Annotated in this window: 12 protein-coding genes and 2 pseudogenes; 3 read left to right on the top strand and 11 right to left on the bottom strand. The window is 69.0% G+C overall.

The features are described from left to right. A pseudogene (locus ACH4T9_RS31705) lies at positions 1-173 on the top strand (VCBS repeat-containing protein); the annotation flags it as partial. 623 nt (positions 174-796) lie between these two features. On the opposite strand, the gene ACH4T9_RS31700 reads toward ACH4T9_RS31705, so the two are convergent. From ACH4T9_RS31700 to ACH4T9_RS31650, 11 genes and pseudogenes are all read right to left on the bottom strand, one after another. Further along, positions 797-1,774, bottom strand: a complete 978-nt coding sequence (locus ACH4T9_RS31700; RefSeq protein ID WP_396675080.1) for a TolB family protein — start codon at positions 1,772-1,774, stop codon at positions 797-799. After that, on the bottom strand, positions 1,771-2,979 hold the full coding sequence (locus ACH4T9_RS31695) for an MFS transporter (protein WP_396675081.1): 1,209 nt from the start codon (positions 2,977-2,979) through the stop codon (positions 1,771-1,773). Before ACH4T9_RS31695 ends, ACH4T9_RS31700 begins: the two co-directional genes overlap by 4 nt. Continuing rightward, entirely contained in the window at positions 2,979-4,718 is a 1,740-nt protein-coding gene (locus tag ACH4T9_RS31690; RefSeq protein WP_396675082.1) for a discoidin domain-containing protein, read from the bottom strand. The genes ACH4T9_RS31695 and ACH4T9_RS31690 overlap by 1 nt, the downstream gene beginning before the upstream one ends. Positions 4,719-4,889: 171 nt before the next feature. Next, a pseudogene (locus tag ACH4T9_RS31685) lies at positions 4,890-5,046 on the bottom strand (glycoside hydrolase family 5 protein); the annotation flags it as partial. A gap of 24 nt (positions 5,047-5,070) precedes the next feature. Continuing rightward, a complete protein-coding gene (locus ACH4T9_RS31680; protein ID WP_396675084.1) occupies positions 5,071-7,503 on the bottom strand; it encodes a PQQ-dependent sugar dehydrogenase in 2,433 nt (810 codons plus the stop codon). Between the two features lie 339 nt (positions 7,504-7,842). Continuing rightward, positions 7,843-8,817: an N-acetylglucosamine kinase gene (locus tag ACH4T9_RS31675; RefSeq protein ID WP_396675085.1), complete on the bottom strand. Its 975-nt coding sequence runs from the start codon at positions 8,815-8,817 to the stop codon at positions 7,843-7,845. Continuing rightward, positions 8,814-10,067, bottom strand: coding sequence for a 6-phospho-beta-glucosidase (locus ACH4T9_RS31670; protein WP_396675087.1), 1,254 nt, complete (start codon positions 10,065-10,067; stop codon positions 8,814-8,816). Before ACH4T9_RS31670 ends, ACH4T9_RS31675 begins: the two co-directional genes overlap by 4 nt. A 7-nt stretch (positions 10,068-10,074) precedes the next feature. Then, entirely contained in the window at positions 10,075-10,923 is an 849-nt protein-coding gene (locus ACH4T9_RS31665) for a carbohydrate ABC transporter permease (RefSeq protein WP_396675088.1), read from the bottom strand. Continuing rightward, complete coding sequence (locus tag ACH4T9_RS31660; RefSeq protein WP_396675090.1) at positions 10,920-11,870, bottom strand: carbohydrate ABC transporter permease; 951 nt, start codon at positions 11,868-11,870, stop codon at positions 10,920-10,922. The genes ACH4T9_RS31665 and ACH4T9_RS31660 overlap by 4 nt, the downstream gene beginning before the upstream one ends. Positions 11,871-11,875: 5 nt before the next feature. Then, positions 11,876-13,201: an ABC transporter substrate-binding protein gene (locus tag ACH4T9_RS31655; protein WP_396675092.1), complete on the bottom strand. Its 1,326-nt coding sequence runs from the start codon at positions 13,199-13,201 to the stop codon at positions 11,876-11,878. 160 nt (positions 13,202-13,361) lie between these two features. Continuing rightward, positions 13,362-14,552 (bottom strand): ROK family transcriptional regulator, encoded by a 1,191-nt coding sequence (locus ACH4T9_RS31650; protein ID WP_396675094.1) that lies wholly within the window; start codon positions 14,550-14,552, stop codon positions 13,362-13,364. A 281-nt stretch (positions 14,553-14,833) separates the two neighbouring features. Between ACH4T9_RS31650 and ACH4T9_RS31645 the strand changes: the two genes are divergently transcribed. Then, the gene (locus tag ACH4T9_RS31645; protein ID WP_396675096.1) at positions 14,834-16,534 is read left to right on the top strand and encodes a glycosyl hydrolase family 8; all 1,701 of its coding nucleotides are present in this window, start codon (positions 14,834-14,836) and stop codon (positions 16,532-16,534) included. 706 nt (positions 16,535-17,240) lie between these two features. Next, entirely contained in the window at positions 17,241-17,987 is a 747-nt protein-coding gene (locus ACH4T9_RS31640) for a class I SAM-dependent DNA methyltransferase (protein ID WP_396675097.1), read from the top strand. Positions 17,988-18,009 lie beyond the last annotated feature (22 nt).

The following is an 18,009-nucleotide window of genomic DNA, read 5'->3' as shown; positions in this document are numbered from 1 at the left end:
CAGGCGAGTTCCCCTACCTCGCCGACGTCAACGGCGACGGCAAAGACGACATCATCACCTTCACCAAGAGCAACACCAACGACATCTACGTCGGACTCACCACCGGCACCACCTTCACCGCCGGCACCAAATGGCACGACTTCTTCGGCCTCAACGGCGAAACCACGCTCTGAGCCACTGATCCTGCGGCGATTGTCGAGGTCCTGTGGTCGCGGCGTGAGTTCAGGGCCCCGCTCTCCCGTGAGAGCGGGGCCCTCAGCCGTGGCCTACGCTCTGGCGTCCACCAAGGCCATGTGGTCCCACCTGAAAACACCGCATCGAGAAGGACCTGCGAGTTGATCTCAGCGACGCGAAGGTGTCGATTGGTGCGGCACGGGCAGGTCGTACACACCGGATGGTGCTGGAAGTGGGCGTGGGACCCTCGGTAGGTAGCTCTCACCACAAGATCACCCGCGCGGTGAGGACCCCGCGTGATCGCATATCGTGCCATGGTCGACGTTCCCAGGGAACTCGTGCAGTACCTGGGCCGGCTGCTCACCGCTGAGCGCCCCGCTCGGGGCACGACATCGCAGGTCAGGAGGCTGCGAGCGTGTCCAGCCACTCGGCGAGCTGCAGTTGCAGCTCCTTCCCCGAAGCTGGCCAGCTCAGAGAAACGCCAGCATGTGAGGGCAGTCCCGGGGCACCTCTGCCTACTACCGAATGTCACCACCGAAAGTGAGCCAGAGCCGTTGGCGAGCCAGCCCCGACGCGGCTCGGCGTGTCCACCGGTCCGCCAATGCAACAGAGCCGGCGCGGCCTACGGCCCGTCGACGCGGATCGGCATGCTGGGTGAGGACGCGGCGGGAATGAGCAGCCGGGCGCTTCCTGAGCCGTCGGCGGGAACGGCCCAGATGTCCGAGCCGCCCGCTGCGCCGGGTCTCGCGTAGGCGACCTCGCTGTCGGACAGCCACTGCGCTTGGTCGTCAACACTGGCGGTCTCCGCCAGCGGGGTCTCGCGCATCGTGCCCAGGTCCAGCACGTGCAGCCGCCATGGATCGGCGGCCGACGGCGAGACCCGCTTCTTGAACGCGAGCCGGGTCCCGTCCGGCGAGAGCGACGGGCATTCCACATTGTCCCGCAGCGTCCGCGCTTCCCACTTGGCGTAGTCACCTTCGACCAGGTAGGTCCGGCCCTGCGTCGAGACCGTCGCGTAGAAGCGGTTGTCGTCGGCGGCAAACGTGACGCCCCAGAAGTTCACGTCCGCGGCGTGGTGACGCCTGCCGTCGATGTAGAGCGGGATCGTCTCGATGTTGACGATCGGATAGCCAGTCCTGGTGTCGAGGATCCCGGTCCAGGTGGAGAAGCCGGTGGCGTTGTAGGACTCGCCGGTGACGAAGACCGTCCAGGCCACCATCCTGCCGCTGGGCGAGACCCTGGCCCGGCTCGGGACGCCTGCGAGGTTGAGGCGGTTCGTCTCGCGCAGCTCGCTGTCGAGAATCAGCGCGCTCGTCCGGGGCAGGCCGCCGCGCACCTCGGCCGCCAGGCAGACCGCCGTCCCGCCGGAGGAGTGGAAGCGCCGGCAGTTCAGGTCCCCGACGGTGCGGGTCGCGCCCGGGTCGTCCGACGGCACGGCCGCGACCCGACCGCCTGCGTCGAGAAACAGCAACTGCCCCGAGCGGGTGGTGTCGAGAGCCGCGCCGGCCGGCGACGGATCGGCCGCGGCCAGCACGGCATAGGTGATCGCGACCGCGGCGAGCGCCACAATCGACGCGGCGAGGACCAGCGCACGTTTCACAGGATCACCTTCCGGGCGGCGAGTAGGGGGAGCGCGAGCCCGCCCGCCATCACGAGCAGGCCTGTCCGGGCGTCCCAGGCGGTCCAGAGCGCGCCGAAGGCGACCGACGAACCCAGCCGCGCGAGCGCCTGCGCGGTCTGGAGCACGGCCATCCCGCTGGTAAGCAGGGCCTCGGGCAGCAACGGTCCGGCGGCGGACATCAGGACCCCGTCCGTGGCCGCGTAGAACGTGCCGTGCAGCACGAGGACCGCGATCAGCAGCGCGATGCCGGTCGCCGCACCCGCGAGCAGCAGGTAGGCGGCGAGGAGGGCGACGTGCCCGCCGAGGAAGACCCCGACGCGGCCCCGCCGGTCGGCCAGGCGCCCGAGCGGCACGGCGAGCAGCAGGTACACCGCGGCCGTGCCGAGCGGCAGCAGCGGGAACAGGCCGGGCGTCATCGCGAGCTGCTTCTGCAGCAGCAGGTAGACGAAGAAGTCGCTGACCGTCACCAGGCTGAGCAGGACGGTGACGGCACAGATCCGCCGGAACGCGGGGTCGCCGGCGATGGCGCGCACGGCCGTCCCGATCCGCGGTGGCTCGGCCGCGAGGGTGGTAGTGCGCGGGTCGCGGACGTAGAGCGCGAGCAGCACCAGCCCGAGCGCCGCGACGCAGAAGGAGGTCATGAATACGGCGTCGTAGGACCCGCCGGTGGCGGCGAGCACCCCGAACGCGGCGAGCGGGCCGAGGAAGGCCCCGAGCGTGTCCATGGCCCGGTGCACGCCGAACGCCTGCCCCAGCCGGTCCGGCGGGGTGGACAACGAGATCATCGCGTCCCGCGGGGCCGTCCGCAGTCCCTTGCCGGCCCGGTCCGCGGTGATCACGGTGCCGAGGGCGCCGACCGAGGTCCCGGCCAGCAGCAGACCGAGTTTGGCCAGTGCGGAGAGGCCGTAGCCGCTCGCGGCGACGAGTTTGCGGTGGCGCCAGCGGTCGGAGGCGTGCGCGCCGGCGAGGCGGACCAGTGCGGTCACCCCGAAGTGGAGGCCGTCGAGCACGCCGATCTGCAACGGGTTGAGCCCGAGCGCGAGCACGAGGTAGAGCGGCAGGACGGCGGTGACCATCTCGGCGGAGATGTCGGTGACCATGCTGACCATGCCGAGGGCGAGGACGTTCGCCGGGACGGAGCGCAGCAGCGCCCGTCCCGGCGGACGGTTGGCGGTGATGTACATCAGTGGCAGGTGTAGGTCGGGCTCGTGTCCTTGACCGCGCCGTCGGTCCCGATCAGCTGGGAGGAGAAGGTGCTGTCGGTGAACGTCAGCTTGATGACGCCGTACGTCCCGGACAGTCGCTTGAGGCTGTTGGGCTGCACGTTGACGATCGGGTAGGGCGGCGCGCCGGCCATCCCGCCGAGCAGTTCGACGATGCCGTTCGGGTCGGCGTCGCCGTCGGGGTCCTGCGGGCCGAACCGCTCGTAGTGGTGGTCGTGGCCGTTGAGGACCAGGTCCGCGCCCTCGTTGTAGAGCATCTGCCAGATCGGCCTGCTCACCGGGTCGTTGCCGTGGTCGCCAGAGCTGTATAGCGGGTGGTGCCAGGACGCGGCGATGCAGCCCTTGGTGTTCGCGGCGAGGTCGGCCCGCAGCCAGGAGATCTGCGCGTCGTCGTCGAGGCTGTTGGAGTTGAGGACGATGAAGTGCCAGTTGCCGTGGTTGAAGCTGTAGTAGTTCTTGCCCTGCGGGTAGGCGATCGACCCGAAGTAGGACTTGTAGCCGGCGTACTCACCGGCCGGGTCGTACGTCTCGTGGTTGCCCGGCGCGGGCCGGATCTTCGACTTGAACTTGCCCCAGGTCTTGTCGAAGTAGTTCTGGAAGTCCGACAGGCGGGCGTCGTCGTACTGGTTGTCGCCCATGGTGATGACGAACTCGGGGTTCATGGCCGTGACGAGCGCGGCCGTCTTCGGGTGCTGGCAGGAGCTGGAGCTCGCGGTGCACTGGTCGGCGATGTCACCTGCGGCGGCGACCGTGAAGGTGGTCCCACCGGTCGGGCTGGGCGAGGGAGAGACGGTGGGCGAGGCGGTCGGTGCCGTGCCCAGGGTGAGCTTGTCCATGTTGGGGCCACCGGCCGCCGTGGTGGCGGTCGCCCGGATCGTGTTGGCGCCGGCCTGGAGTGGCACGTTGATCGTCTGGTCGGTCCAGGTGCTCCAGCTACCGGTGGAGTTGAAGGCGAGCCCGGACGTCACGGTGACGCCGTTGACCGCGATGCTCAGCGGCCGTCCCGCGGTGGTGCCGTTGGCGTAGCGGAAGGTGCCCGGCCGGCTGCCGGCCGCGGTCGCGGTCACGGTCCATTCGATGTAGCCACCGACGACGTTGGTGTAGTCGACGAACCCGGTCCCGGTGTATCCGGCATGGTTGCTGAAGACGGCAGCCTGGGAGAGCGTGGCGTTCTCGGCCTGGTAGTCGGTGCCACCGGGGTCAGGGGTGCCGTCCGGGCCATAGACCTCCAGTTCCCAGAGCGAGTAGCCGTAGGACGTGCCGCGGGCGGTGCCGTAGACGCGCAGGTATCGTCCGTTCGCGCTGAGGCCGGTGTGGTCGTCGGTCCCGCCGTCCGCGCCGGTCACGGTCTTGACGGTGGTCCAGGCGGTCCCGTCCGGCGAGGTCTCCAGCCGGTACGCCGAGCCGTACGCGTCCTCCCAGGTCAGCTTGACCCGGTTGATCGCGACGGACGAGCCGAGGTCGACGCGGAGCCACTGCGAATCCGATCCTTCGACGCTGGCCCAGCGGCTCGTGGCGCTGCCGTCGACGGCGTTCTCCGGACCGTATTCGCTGCTTTCGGTCGACGAGGAGGTGGCGGGCCGATTGTGGGACAGGAGCACGTCGGCGGCGTCGGCCCGGTCGACGATGACGATCAGTGCCGTAGCCACCAGCATGGTGCTGGCTACAGCGAGGGTGGGTAGCTTTCTCTTCCAGCGCACGGTGCCTCCTTGGGGAGGGGAGTTCAACCGGCCGGGGGCAGTTGTTCACTGAAGCGCGTCACGTCCGAAGGTGTTCCGGAGCCGCGCCAAGCCGCTTGGGAAAAGGTTTCCAATCACGTTCTTCGATGTCAAGAGATTAGGAAAACAATCTGCCTTTTCGGTCGCGCCCCCGTGCCAGTCGACGATCGCGTACATGCCGCGCGCGGTGACCTGCTCGATGAGGGAGTGCGGTCCAGTCGGTGGCCAGCGCCGTCAGCGGTGCGCTGTTGACGCACTGGCCGTACCACTGAAGGCCGTGCATGCTCATACCACGCAGTTGGATGGGCCGGGACCCGTGCGGCGCGGCACTTCGCTAGCTGATGGTTATGCGCAGGATGCGGTCGGCGCCGTTCGCGGCCCCGCCGTTGTTGTCGCAGTTGGTGGTGCTGAGCCAGAGCTGGTCGGAGCCGGGCACCTTAGTGACCGTGCGTAGGCGTCCGTACGTGCCCGTGTAGTACGCCGTCGGAGTGCCCGTGGTCTCGCCACTGAGTAGCGGGATGCGCCACATCTGCTCGCCGCGCAGCGTCGCCATGTAGACGACGTCGCGGACGATCGCGATACCGCTGGGCGAGGCGGTCGACACCGACCACTGTCGCTTCGGGTTCTCCATGCCCGCGACTCCGCATGTGCCCTCGCAGGTCGGCCAGCCGTAGTTCTTGCCGGGCTTGATGAGGTTGAGTTCGTCGTACATGCTGTTGCCGAACTCGGCCTCCCAGAGCCGGCCCTGCGAGTCGAACGCCAGGCCCTGCGGGTTGCGGTGGCCGTAGCTGTAGACCCGGGTACCGAACGGGTTGCCCGGCGCCGCGGCACCGGTCGTCGTGATTCGCAGGATCTTGCCGTTGAGCGAGTTGAGGTCCTGGGCCCGGCTGCTGGTCTGCCCGTCACCGGTGGAGACGTAGAGGTACCCGTCCGGCCCGAAGGCCAGGCGGCCACCGTTGTGGTAGCGGTTCTTGGCGATCCCGGAGAGGATCGTGGTGTACCCGGTCAGGGTGCTGCCGTCGTAGGTCATCCGGGCGACCCGGTTGCCCTCCGACGCGGTGTGCATGAAGTAGACGTGGTGGTTGGACGCCCAGCCGGGGTCCACAGCGACGCCGAGCAGGCCTCCCTCACCGTCGGTGGTGACGACGTTCGGGACGGTCCCGACCTGGGTACGCACACCGGACAGCGTCACCTTGAAGACCTTGAACTGGCCGGAGGTGACCTTGTCATCCCGCTCGGTGACGAGGGCGGTCTGCCCGTCGGGCATGAAGTACGTGCCCCAGGGGATCGTCCAGCCGGTGGAGATCTGTGTGATCCCCGACGGCACGCCGCCGCTGCAGGTCGCGGTCGTGAAAGACACCGTGTTGCTCTGCCCGGACGTGTTGCCTGCGCCGTCTCGGGCGACGACGTTCAGCCCGTACGCCGTGTTGCAGGCGAGCCCGGTGACGGAGGTGGTCGCCGCCGGGGGCGTGCCGGTGACCGACTTGACGACGGTCGTCCCGGTGCGCACGTCGTACGCGGTGACCCCGACGATGTCCGTGGACGCCGTCCAGGTGAGCGTGACGCTGCTGCCGCTCAGATTCGAGTAGGCCAGGTTCGCCGGGGCGGTCGGCGCCTGGGTGTCGGAACTGGCCAGGGTGGAGCAGATCGCCTGCGCGCTGGACAGCGAGACGTTGCCGGCCGCGTCCCGGGCGAAGACCGACAGGCGGTACTCCGTGTTCGGCGAGAGGCCGGTCAGGCTCCGCGAGGTGCCCGTGCCCGTCGTCTGACCCAGCAGGTTGCCGTCGTGGTAGATGTCGTATCCCGTCACCCCGACGTCGTCGGTGGACGCGCCCCAGTTCAGCGTCATGCTGCTGGAGGTGACGGCGGAACAGCTCGGTGCGCCCGGTGTGCTGGGCGCCTGCGAGTCGCTCTGCCCGGTGACGCGCAGCCGGTCGATGTTGCCCAGGCCGAGCGCGCCGGTGGCGGTCAGCCGCACGGTGTTGGCTCCCGCGGCCAGCCTCGTGCTGACCGTGACGTCCGCCCAGTCGGTCCAGGCGGTGGTCGCCGGGAACGGCTGGTTGCCGACGAGGTTGCCGTTGACCGCGATGTCTCCCGGCCGGTTCGCCCCGCCGGAGTTGGCGTAGCGGAACGCCAGCTGCGCGGTGCCTGCGGCGGCCGCGGTCACCGTCCACTCCACGTACGCCCCCGCCGCGTTGGTCGTGTTGACGAAGCCGGTGCCGGTGTAACCGGTGTGGTTCGACTCGACCGCGCCCTGAGCGATGACGGCGTTCTCCGCCTGGTAGTCGGTGAAGGCCGGCGCTCCGGCGACTTCGAATTCAAGGTAGTCGAGGTTGGCGGTGCCGGCTGCCGAGGTGGAGGTGACTCGGACGGTGTTGCTGCCGGCGCCGACCGGGGCGGTGACGGTCTTGTCGGCCCAGGTGTCCCAGTCGGAGGTGCTGCCGAACGTCGCCGCCGCGGCGGCGACGCTGCCGTTGACGGCGATGTCGGCGGGCCGGTCTGCCGCAGCGCCGTTGCTGTAGCGGATGGTGAAGGTCGCCGTGCCGGCGGTCGCGGCGCTGATCGTCCACTGCACGTAGCTGCCGACCACGTTGTCCGTGTCGGCGAAGCCGGTCCCGGAGAAGTTGAGGTGGTTGGACTCGGCGAGGCCCTGACCGATGGTGGCACTCTCGGCCTCGTAGCGGACGGGTGCGGCATGGGCGGGAGTCGCCATGAGGGCCGACCCGACGATGAGGAGTTCCGTGCCGAGCGCGGCGATGAGTCTCATGCCCGCTCTGGTTCGTACCATCGCGTGCCTCTCTCCCGGAGGGTGAAAGATAGTCAAACTGACTTACAGTCGCTGATGCTACGGCGGACCATGCATAACGGTCAATATTTGGGTGCCGTAATGCGGGGCAGCGTCAGCCCGGGTGCCCGACACTCGGAGGATCACGTGGCCGATCCGGGCGAAGTATGGCGCCGACGATGACCGGACGAAGGCTATGCCTCGACATCGACAGTCTGTAACGCGCCGAAGCCCGCAAGGGGCATGGCAGCGGATAGGCGCGGGTGGGCGCGCCGGGGCCCGTCTCTGCTCGACGGACCCCGGGAAGGCGTGGACAGCCGGTTAGACGGCGGTCCTTAGCGCGGACTTCGCGTCCATCGTGGCACCCAGGGCGTCGAGGCCGGCCAGGGCGGCGCCGACGACCGGAGCCTGCGCCGACACCACCACCTCGGCGCGGGGCAGCACGGCCGGCATTTCCTCCACGATCGACTGGTGCAGCAGCGAATGCCGGGCGGCGAGCACGCCCCCGCCCAGCACGAGAGCCAGCCGTTCCTCGCGCATGCCCAGCCGCTCGGCGGCGATTCGGGCCAGGGACAGCACCTCCGTTGCCTGTTTGGCCACGATGCGACGGGCCACCTGGTCCCCGCCGGCCGCGACGGCGAACAGGACCGGGGTGAGCTCGTCGACGCGGGCGGGGGCGACCTCGCCGAGGTGCACAGCGATGCCGAGGTCCTCGACCGTGGCCACCCGGAAGTGGTCGATGACCGCCTCGGTCAGCCGGGTGGCCGGCCCGCGGCCGTCCTCACCGCGTGCCGCGTGCCACAGCGCCAGGGAGGCCAGGTGGTGCCCGCCGCCCCAGTCTCCGGTGAGCATCCCGAGGGCGGGGAACCGTGCGGTTCGCCCGTCGGCGTCGCGGCCGACGCAGTTGATCCCGGCGCCGCACACGACCGCGATCGCGCGTTCGGCGTCGGTGCCGGCGCGGATCAGAGCGAAGGTGTCGTTGTCGACCCGGTTCTGGTGTGCCCACCCGGCCGCGGTCACTGCCTCGGTCAGGATCCGCACCTCGATGGGCAGGTCCGCGCCGGCGAGGTAGACCTCGGCCCGGTCGAACACTGCGGCCGTGCCGAGCCCCGCGTGCTGCTTGGCCTGCGCGATGAGCCGGCCGAGCAGGCCGATGGTGTCGGGCACGCCGATCAGGTGCGGCGAGGACGCCGGTCCCCGGGCGCGCCCGAGCACGGCCCCGGCGCCGGTGGCGATGATGACGTCGGTCTTGGAGTTGCCGCCGTCGACCGCGACCACGGTCCTTTCGCCGATCATGCGGCCCACCTCAGGTGCGCGGCGTTCGTGGCGAGAAGCCGGTCGGTGAGGCTCTCGGCGAGGTCGTGCTGGCCGACCAGCGGGTGTGCCAGCAGCGCCTGGTAGACCCGCTGCCGTCCACCGGCCACGGCGGCGTGCACGGCCAGTTCCTCGTACCCGCTGACGTGGGAGATGAGGCCGGAGATGTGGGGGCCGACGGCCCGGACCGGCAGCGGCGCCACGCCGTCGGCGTCGACCCGGCAGCTGACCTCGATGACGGCGTCGTCGGGCAGGAACGGCAGGGTTGCGTTGTTGCGCACATTGACCGGGTGTGTGGCGCCGTCGCCGCTGCGCAGCGAGCCGATGAGCCCGACGGCGGCCTCGGAGTAGTACGCGCCGCCGCGCTTGGCGAGCAGGTCGGGTTTGGTGTCGCGGGTGGGGTCGGCGTACATGGACAGCAGGGCACCTTCCAGTTCGGCGACCTGCTCGCCCCGGGTCGGTGCGCCGCGTTCCTGTTCGACGACCTGGTCGTGGGCGTAGAAGTAGCGCAGGTAGTACGACGGCACCGCGCCGAGGGTGGCCAGGATCGCCGGTGGCAGGTTCACCTCCCCTGCGATCTCGTCCAGGTGCGCCGACAGCAGCTCGGGCAACCGGTCGACGCCGTCGACGTGGACGCCGCGTTCCCAGGTCAGGTGGTTTAGGCCGACGTGGTCGAGGGTCACCTGCCCGGGTGCCACGCCGAGCAGCGCGGCGAAGCGCCGCTGGAAGCCGATGGCGACGTTGCACAAGCCGACGGCCCGGTGCCCGGCGTCGAGCAGGGCGCGGGTGACGATGCCGGTCGGGTTGGTGAAGTTGATGATCCACGCTCCGGGTGCGGCGTGGCGGCGTGCCCGTTCGGCGACGTCGAGCACGACAGGAACGGTGCGCAGGGCCTTGGCGAGACCGCCTGCTCCGGTGGTCTCCTGCCCGACGCAGCCGCATTCGAGCGGGAACGTCTCGTCGCTGATCCGCGCGCGCTGCCCGCCGACCCGCAGTTGGATGACGACGACGTCGGCGCCGGTGAGCCCGGTGTCGAGGTCGGTGGTCCAGGTGATCCGCCCGGGGTGTCCGTGGCGGCGGAAGATCCGCTGCGCGAACCCGCCGACGATCGGTAGCCGGTCGGCTGCCGGATCGATCAGCGCTATCTCGGTGACGGCCGCGTCGAGGCGGGCGAACCCGTCTATCAGCTCGGGGGTGTAGGTCGAACCTCCGCCGACCACAGCGATCTTCATGGAGTTGCTATCCCTTCACGCCGGTCAGCGTGACACCCTGGACGAACGCCTTCTGGGCGAAGAAGAACAGGACGATGACCGGGACCATGGTGAGCAGGGTCGCCGCGCTGACGAGATGCCATTCGACGTGGTGCAGCGACCGGAACGAGGCGAGGCCCAGCGAGATGGTCCAGGCGTCCTGGTTCTCGCTGGTGTAGAGGAACGGGCCGTAGTAGTCGTTCCAGGCGTAGAAGAACTGGAACATGGCCGCGGCGGCGATGCCGGGCCTGGCCATGGGCAGGATGACGCGCAGCAGCGTGCGCCACTCGCCGCAGCCGTCGACGCGGGCCGCGTCGAGGTACTCGTCGGGGATGGTGACCAGGAACTGGCGCAGCAGGAAGATGGAGAACGCGTCTCCGGCCAGCATCGGCAGGATGAGCGGCCACAGCGTGCCGGTGAGTCCGGTGTTGGCCCACATCATGTAGAGCGGGACCGTGGTGACCTGCGGCGGCAGCATCATCATGCAGATGATCAGGACCATCGTCGCGTTGCGGCCGCGCCACCGCAGCTTGGCCAGCGCGTATGCCGCCGGCACGCTGGCCAGCAGCATGAACCCGGTGGCCAGGATCGCGTAGAGGAACGTGTTGCCGATGAACCGCAGCAGCGGCGTCTTCCGGAACACCTCGACGTAGTTCTCCGGGTGCCAGCCTTGCGGCCACATGTTCGCGGTCAGCGTCTGGTCGCTGGTCATGAACGAGGTGAGCAGCAGGAAAACGATCGGGGCGAGGAACATGATGGCCATCGCGATGCCGATCGCGTGGCGGGCGACGAAGCCGAGCACGTGGTGTCCGCGGCGGCTGGGTATGGGCTGGGTCATGAGTCGCCTCCGCTGAACGCCTTGAACCGCCGCAGCAGGATGATCGTGGCGGTCATCGACACCACGAACAGGATGACCGCCATGACGTTCGCGGCCCCGAACAGGTTGTTGCCGAAGCCGATGGAGTAGAGCCGCATCGGGTAGGTCAGCGTCGAGTTCTCGGGGTAGCCGAACGTGCCGGCGATGCCGCTGCCCGAGGTGACCTGGCCGGAGGCGACGCTGCCGGCGACCGCGGCCTGGGTGAAGTAGTTGAACGTGCCGATGACGCCGGTGATGGTCGCGAACAGCAGCACCGGCGAGATGGTGGGCAGGGTGACGTAGCGGAACCGGTGCCAGCGACCCGCGCCGTCCAGCGACGCGGCCTCGTAGAGGGCCTGCGGCACGTCGAGCAGCGCCGCGACGAAAATGATCATCAAGTCGCCGACGCCCCACAGGGCTAGCAGTGTCAGCGACGCCTTGGCCCAGTCGGGGTCGTTGAACCAGCCCGGCCCTTCGAGGCCAAACTGCGCCAGCAGCGTGTTGACCGGCCCGGTGCCTGGCTTGAGCAGCAGCACGAACGCGATGGTGGCGGTGACCGGGGGCGCGAGAGCGGGCAGGTAGTACAGCGTGCGGTAGATGCTGCGGGATCGCTTCATCGCATTGAGCAGCATGGCGGTGAGCAGCGCGCCGACCGTCCGGGCGGGGACCATCAGCAGCACGAACACCAGCGTGTTCTTCGCCGCGATCCGCACCGTCGGGTCGTCGAACAGCACATATTCCCAGAAGTCCAGCCCGACCCAGACCGGCGGGTTGAACATGTCGAAGCGGGTGAAGGAGAAGTAGACCGCAGCGACCAGCGGGTAGACCAGGAAGATCAGGATGCCGATCAGCGCAGGCCCGATGAAGGTGAGGGTGACGAGGGAGCGCCGGACACGGCCGGCGCCCCCCTGGCTGGCGGCGGTCGGCATCGCTGCTAGCCGGCCAGCTTGATCATCTTGTTGACCCGGACGTCGACGTCGGCCAGTCCGGCACTCAGGTCCTTCTGCGTCCCTGACTGCCACCCCTGAAGGAACTCGGAGAAGGTCTCCTGGTAGCCGGGGCCGATCGCGCTGGGCGGGGTGGTGCCCGAGTTCGGGTTGGCGAAGATGTCGAGGAACACCTTGAACGCCGGGTCCGCGGTGAGCCGCGGCGAGGTCAGCGCCGCGGTGGTGGTCGGCACGTTGCGGATGCCGTTGGACAGGTCGACGATGCTGTCGGTCTCCGTGGTCAGGAACTTGATCAACGCCCAGGCCGCCTCCGGGTTACGGGCGGTCCGCGAGACGCCGATGACGTTGCCCGAGATGTAGCCCGCGCCCGCGCGTTCGGCCTTGTTGACCGGCAGCGTGGCCACCCCGAACTCGACGTTCGGCGCCTGGTCCTTGAGGAACGCCATCCGCCACTCGCCGTCGACGGCCATCGCGACCTTGCCCTTGTGGAAGGCGTTGTCGGCCGACCACTCGTCACCCAGCGAGGCGCGGAACTTCTCCAGCTTGTCGTAGCCGTACCAGTCGACGAGTTCCTTCTGCCAGGTGAGCAGCTCCTTCCAGGCGGGGTCGGAGCCGATCGCCGAGGTGCCGTCGTCGTTGAGCCACTTCGCGCCGACCATCGGCGCGAAGTGCGACGGGGAGTTCTCGTAGAAGCCGAACAGGGGCAGGAAGCCGGCCCGCTCGATGGTTCCGTCGGCCGAGCGCTTGGTCAGCTTCTTGGCCATCTCGGACAGTTCAGCGAGGGTCTTCGGAGCCTCGGTCAGCCCCGCCTCGGCGAACATTCCCTTGTTGAAGTAGAAGCCGTACGCGTCGGCCAGGAACGGCATCGTGCACCGCTTGCCCCGGAACTCCGTGTAGGAACGGGCGACCTGCGGGATCGCATTCAGGTCGACGCCGTCGCGCTGCAGGTACGGGTTGAGATCGACCCACGCGCCCGCGGCGCAGAACTTGCCGACGATGTCGGTTGAGTAGCTGATCGCCACGTCCGGACCGGTACCCCCGCCGATCGCGGTGGTCACCTTGGCGTCGTCCTGCCCGCCCTTGACGGTCAGCGTGACCTTCGGGTACTTCGCCTTGAACTTGGCCAGCGTCTCATCGAGGGCCTTGGCCTCACGGTCGGTGAAGAAGTGCCACAGTTCGACCGCGCCGGTGGGCTCGACGCCCGAGGTCGCGATCGGCTTCGGCGCCTCGGTAGGGGTGCACGCCGTGACCACTGCCAATGCTGCGACCATGCCGGCCATCATGGTCGTACGCCGGTTCAGCAAGCGCTGCATGAAGTGTTCCTCTCCGGAATCAGAAATTCGGAGTTGCGGGGTCGCGGCTCGACCGAGTCCTTCGCCTGGTGCGGCAAGGACGCCGGTCGGGCCACACGCTGGTGCTGATCGGTGGTGCTGATCGGAGGAGCAGGGCTGAGCGCGCCGCGGCAGACGGCGGTCAGCCGGCCTGCATGGCGGTGCGCTGGTTGTCGATCAAGGATTCGCGCACCGCTCGCCATCCGGCTTCGAGCGCGCCGAGCAGTACGGCGTCGTCGGTGACCTCGGTGACGGCGATGGTGATGTCAAGCGGGGTCGTACCGGGCAGCGCGGCACGGACCCGCTGCGCGAGCGCTTCCCCGCCGGCCTGCGCGACGTCGCCGGCCAGCACGATCAGCGGCGGGTCGAGCACGCCCGCGACGGCGGCCAGACCGAGCGCGATGCGGGCGGCCACCGCGTCGAGGAAGCGTCCGGCCCGAGGGTTGGCCGAGGCGACGGCCACACCGATCGCGGCGCCCGGGGTGGCGGCCGCGATGCCGTGCTCCGCCGCGAGCGCTACAACGGCGGGACCACCGATCAGGCTCTGCAGGTCGGCAGGCGGACAGTCTGAGGGCAGCGACACCGGCACGTAGCCGATCTCGCCTGCGCCGCCGCGCCCCCCGCGTAGCAGCGTGCCGCCGAGGTCGATGGCCAAGCCGAGACCGTCACCGATCCAGAAGAGTGTGAAGCTGGCGCCCCCGGCGGCGACCCCGTGCGCACGTTCGGCTATCGCGGCGAGGTTGGCGTCGTTCTCGACCTCGACCACGGTGCCCAGCCGTGCTGCGATCCGTTCGACGAGACCGGGCCGGTCGAACCCGGGCACGTCGATGTAGTGGATGACCCCGCTCGCCGCGTCATATGAACCCGGCACCCCGAGCTTTACGTGGCGGACCGCGGAAGCGCCGACCCCCGCCTGCCCGATGACCCGGGTGACCGTGTCGGTGATCGCGTCGACGGGGTCGAGTGTCGTCAGGTCGATCGAGTCCTCGATCCGGGCGTGCACCACACCACCGGCATCGATCAGCGCCGCGACGAGCGACGGCCCCGGGATCTCGGAAACCTCCCGGATACAGATCGCGACCGCGAACCCCGCCTTCGGATTCGCCGAGTAGATCTCGGCGTTCGGTCCCGGGCCACCCGAACTGCGTCCGACCACCATCGCCAGCCCCGCATCGGTGAGGCTGCGCAGCACGTCCGAGGTTGTCGGCTTGCTCAGCCCGGTGAGCTCCCGCAACTCGCCACGGGTGAGCGGGCCATGGTCCAGCAGGTGGGCCAGGATCGCACTCTCGTTCATGGCGCGCAGCAGCTTCGACGAACCGGCTGGTCGGGTCATCCGCCCTCGCTTGTGTCAAAGGAACGTTAGGCAATCAGATTTACTAATGCCGGAGACTAGGGCGACGACTCCAAAGTGGTCAAGAGGTGCGACAGAATCGTTAGGCAATCTTCCTAACCATCTTGTGTGACGGGCGTCTCCTGGCATACGTTCCCCCCGAGCCCGGGGCCCTGGGCCATCGCGACCGCTCGCCGACGCCCCCCGTGCGGTCACATGTCCGCTCGTATCACCGCGTGCCGCAGCTGCGGCACGCACCGCGACCCTCCGTAGGGAGTCCCGCAATGATGCGCAGAACAGCCTGGCCCGGACGGGCCCGCCCCATGCTCGCGGCCGCCGCCGTGGCCACCACCGGCACACTTCTCGGCGGGCTCGGCCTCGCCACGTCCGCCGAGGCCGCCACCAACCTGGCCCTGGGCCGCACCACCGCCGTCTCCTCCACCGAAACCTCCTCGCTCGGCGGCGACAAGGCCGTCGACGGCTCGACCTCGACCCGCTGGGCCAGCACCGAGGGCACCGACCCACAGTGGATCCGCATCGACCTGGGCAGCAGCCAGCAGATCGGACAGGTGACACTGCGCTGGGAGGCCGCCTACGGCAAGGCGTACCGCATCGAGGTCTCGCCCGACGCAAGCACCTGGACCACGATCTACTCCACCACCACCGGCAACGGCGGTACCGACGACCTCACCGGACTCACCGCCAGCGGGCGCTACATCCGGATGTACGGCACCGCCCGCGGCACCACGTACGGGTACTCGCTGTACGAGTTCGAGGTCTACGCGCCGACGGGCACGCCGAGCCCCTCCCCGAGTTCCTCTCCCCCGCCCGGCGGAGTTGCCGTGCCGTTCGGCTCGCACCTGCGGCCGTACGCCGCGGGCACTCTCAAGCTGTCCGGCGCCGCGTCCACGCACGACCAGACCGTGATCAGCTACTACAACACCTGGAAGAACGCGTTCATCAAGCAGAACTGCGGCAACGGCTGGTACGAGGTCTACTCCCCCGACGCCGACCACCCGTACGTCGCCGAGGCGCAGGGCTACGGCATGGTCATCACCGCGCTGATGGCCGGCGCCGACCCCAACGCAAAGACGCAGTTCGACGGCCTGCTCAAGTACGTGCTGGCGCATCCGTCGGTCAACAACCCGAACCTGCACGCCGCCGAGCAGAACACCTCCTGCATCTCGGTCAACGGTTCCGACTCCGCCACCGACGGCGACCTGGAGATCGCGTACGGGCTGCTGCTGGCCGACAAGCAGTGGGGCAGCACCGGCGCCTACAACTACAAGTCGCTCGCCGTCACCCGGATCAACGCGATCAAGGCCAGCGAGATCAACGCCACCACCAAGCTGACCCTGCTCGGCGACTGGAGCAGCGCCGGCGACTCGTACTACTACCTCAGCCGCACCTCGGACTGGATGCCCGGCCACTTCCGCGCCTTTCGGAAGGCGACAGGCGACACCGCCTGGGACACCATCCTGGCCAAGCACCAGTCCGTCACCGCGTCGCTGCAGAGCGGCTACGCCCCCAACACCGGTCTGCTGCCCGACTTCGTGATCAACACGAACACCACGCCGAAGCCCGCCACCGGGCAGGTGCTGGAGGACCCCAACGACGGCAAGTACTGGTGGAACGCCTGCCGCGACCCGTGGCGGATCGGGGCCGACGCGGTCACCAGCGGCGACGCGCAGTCGCTGGCCGCGGCCCGCAAGCTGAACACCTGGGTCAAGGCCAAGACCGGCGGCAACCCGTCGAACATCGCCGTCGGCTACTCCCTCGACGGCACCGCGCTCAGCTCGGGCTCCGAGGCGGCGTTCTTCGCGCCGTTCGCGGTGACCGCGATGACCGACCCGGGCAGCCAGGCCTGGCTCGACGCACTCTGGAACAAGATCAAGTCGACGCTGCTGGACACCTCGGGCTACTACTCGGCGAGCCTGCAGCTGCAGACGATGATCGTGGTCTCCGGCAACTTCTGGACCCCGTGACACCGCCCGCACAGTGACCGGCCGCGGGCGGCCCTGATAACCGAGGACCGCCCGCGGCAACCTGTCCGTCTCGTTCACCGGGAGGTCGCTGATCCCCGGGCGGCGGCGAGCCCTCCTCGTCCCTCGTCGTCGACGACATCGACCCGACCGTCCACAGGGGACGCACGCTCGGCCGGATCGCATCTTTGCCGTGCTCGCTGACGGTTGGAGCTACGCCAGCTGGGTAGTGGGTGCGGCCCATATCCGCGACGTTGACGAGGCATGGCCCGCCGCCGGCGCACGAGTCCACCACCAGGTCGGACCGTGGCCGCTGCACATCAAGGACCAGACATCGGTACGCGCCGTAGATCCTGGCCGGCTGCTCGCGGCTGCGCACAAAGTAGCGCCGACTCGGCTGCGCGCGTCCACCCGACCGTCAACGCAACAGCGCCCCGGATCCTTCGCCAACCGAGAGATCCGCTGCAACCGCTTGCCGCCGGCCATCGACACCTGCCGGACAAACACCGCCGGCTGTCTACCCACCAGCCACCACCTCCCATAGCTCAACGTGCCGCGAGACAGCCTGCCGACAGATCCTCAGAACCGACGGAATACACGATCAACGTTCAAAGACGAGGCACTAGGATGCGACCGGCCGGTCGGAGTGCCACCGCCCACACGTGCGGGCGGTGGCACTCCGATCACAATCAGTGAGGAGATTTGCGCGTTGGGATGGAACTACGGCCCGCTGTCCACCGAGGTCTACAACCTCGACAAACCGATCGGGCACTCGTTCGGCGACGTCGAGTACTACCGACGCCAGCTCGACGGCATCGAGGGATCCGTGTTGGAGCCCGCGGTCGGCACCGGCCGGGTGCTGGTTCCGCTGCTGGAGTCTGGTCTACGGGTCGAAGGGTGTGACACCTCCGCTGACATGCTCGCTCTGTGCCGTGCCGAGTGCGCGAGCCGGGATCTTGCCCCGCTCCTGCATCACGCCGACATGGCAGACTTCCTGCGCCCCGGAGCGTATTCGGCTGTGATCATCCCGGCGGGCTCCATCGTGCTTCTGGACGGAAGGGAGGCCACAGCCCGCGCACTGGCGAATTTTTATCAGAACCTTACGCCTGGCGGCTGCTTGCTGATCGACGTACCGGCTCCCGACCTGGTCACGGACGCCGCGCCGATGCGCTACTGGCGCAGGAATGACTACGTCTGGACGCTCCAGACGCTGCGAGTCGAGTACGACCGGGCGACCAACCAGAGGACCGAATGGCTGCGGTATGACAAGTGGCACGACGGCGCTCTGGTCGGCAGCGAACTACAGCTGTTCCGGCTGCAGCTCTGGAGTATCGCGGAGTTCAGGCAGCTTCTGGTCGATGCCGGCTTCACCGATGTCACCGTGACCGCCGACTACGGCGACGCCGCACCCGGCCCCAGTAGCGACAACTGGACCTTCCGCGCGCTGCGGCGCTAATGCCCAAGGGCGGTCCGCGCGG

This window comes from Micromonospora sp. NPDC020750 (assembly GCF_044334565.1).
GTDB lineage: Bacteria > Actinomycetota > Actinomycetes > Mycobacteriales > Micromonosporaceae > Micromonospora.
Note: the sequence above shows the minus strand (reverse complement) of the source record. Positions and strands in the feature narration are given on the sequence as shown.

Bases quoted from the DNA above. Each gene is read 5' to 3' on its own strand.
- ACH4T9_RS31695 (WP_396675081.1), bottom strand. From the start codon at position 2,979: ATGTACATCACCGCCAACCGTCCGCCGGGACGGGCGCTGCTGCGCTCC.
- ACH4T9_RS31680 (WP_396675084.1), bottom strand. From the start codon at position 7,503: ATGAGACTCATCGCCGCGCTCGGCACGGAACTCCTCATCGTCGGGTCG.
- ACH4T9_RS31675 (WP_396675085.1), bottom strand. From the start codon at position 8,817: ATGATCGGCGAAAGGACCGTGGTCGCGGTCGACGGCGGCAACTCCAAG.
- ACH4T9_RS31670 (WP_396675087.1), bottom strand. From the start codon at position 10,067: ATGAAGATCGCTGTGGTCGGCGGAGGTTCGACCTACACCCCCGAGCTG.
- ACH4T9_RS31665 (WP_396675088.1), bottom strand. From the start codon at position 10,923: ATGACCCAGCCCATACCCAGCCGCCGCGGACACCACGTGCTCGGCTTC.
- ACH4T9_RS31660 (WP_396675090.1), bottom strand. From the start codon at position 11,870: ATGCCGACCGCCGCCAGCCAGGGGGGCGCCGGCCGTGTCCGGCGCTCC.
- ACH4T9_RS31655 (WP_396675092.1), bottom strand. From the start codon at position 13,201: ATGCAGCGCTTGCTGAACCGGCGTACGACCATGATGGCCGGCATGGTC.
- ACH4T9_RS31650 (WP_396675094.1), bottom strand. From the start codon at position 14,552: ATGACCCGACCAGCCGGTTCGTCGAAGCTGCTGCGCGCCATGAACGAG.
- ACH4T9_RS31645 (WP_396675096.1), top strand. From the start codon at position 14,834: ATGATGCGCAGAACAGCCTGGCCCGGACGGGCCCGCCCCATGCTCGCG.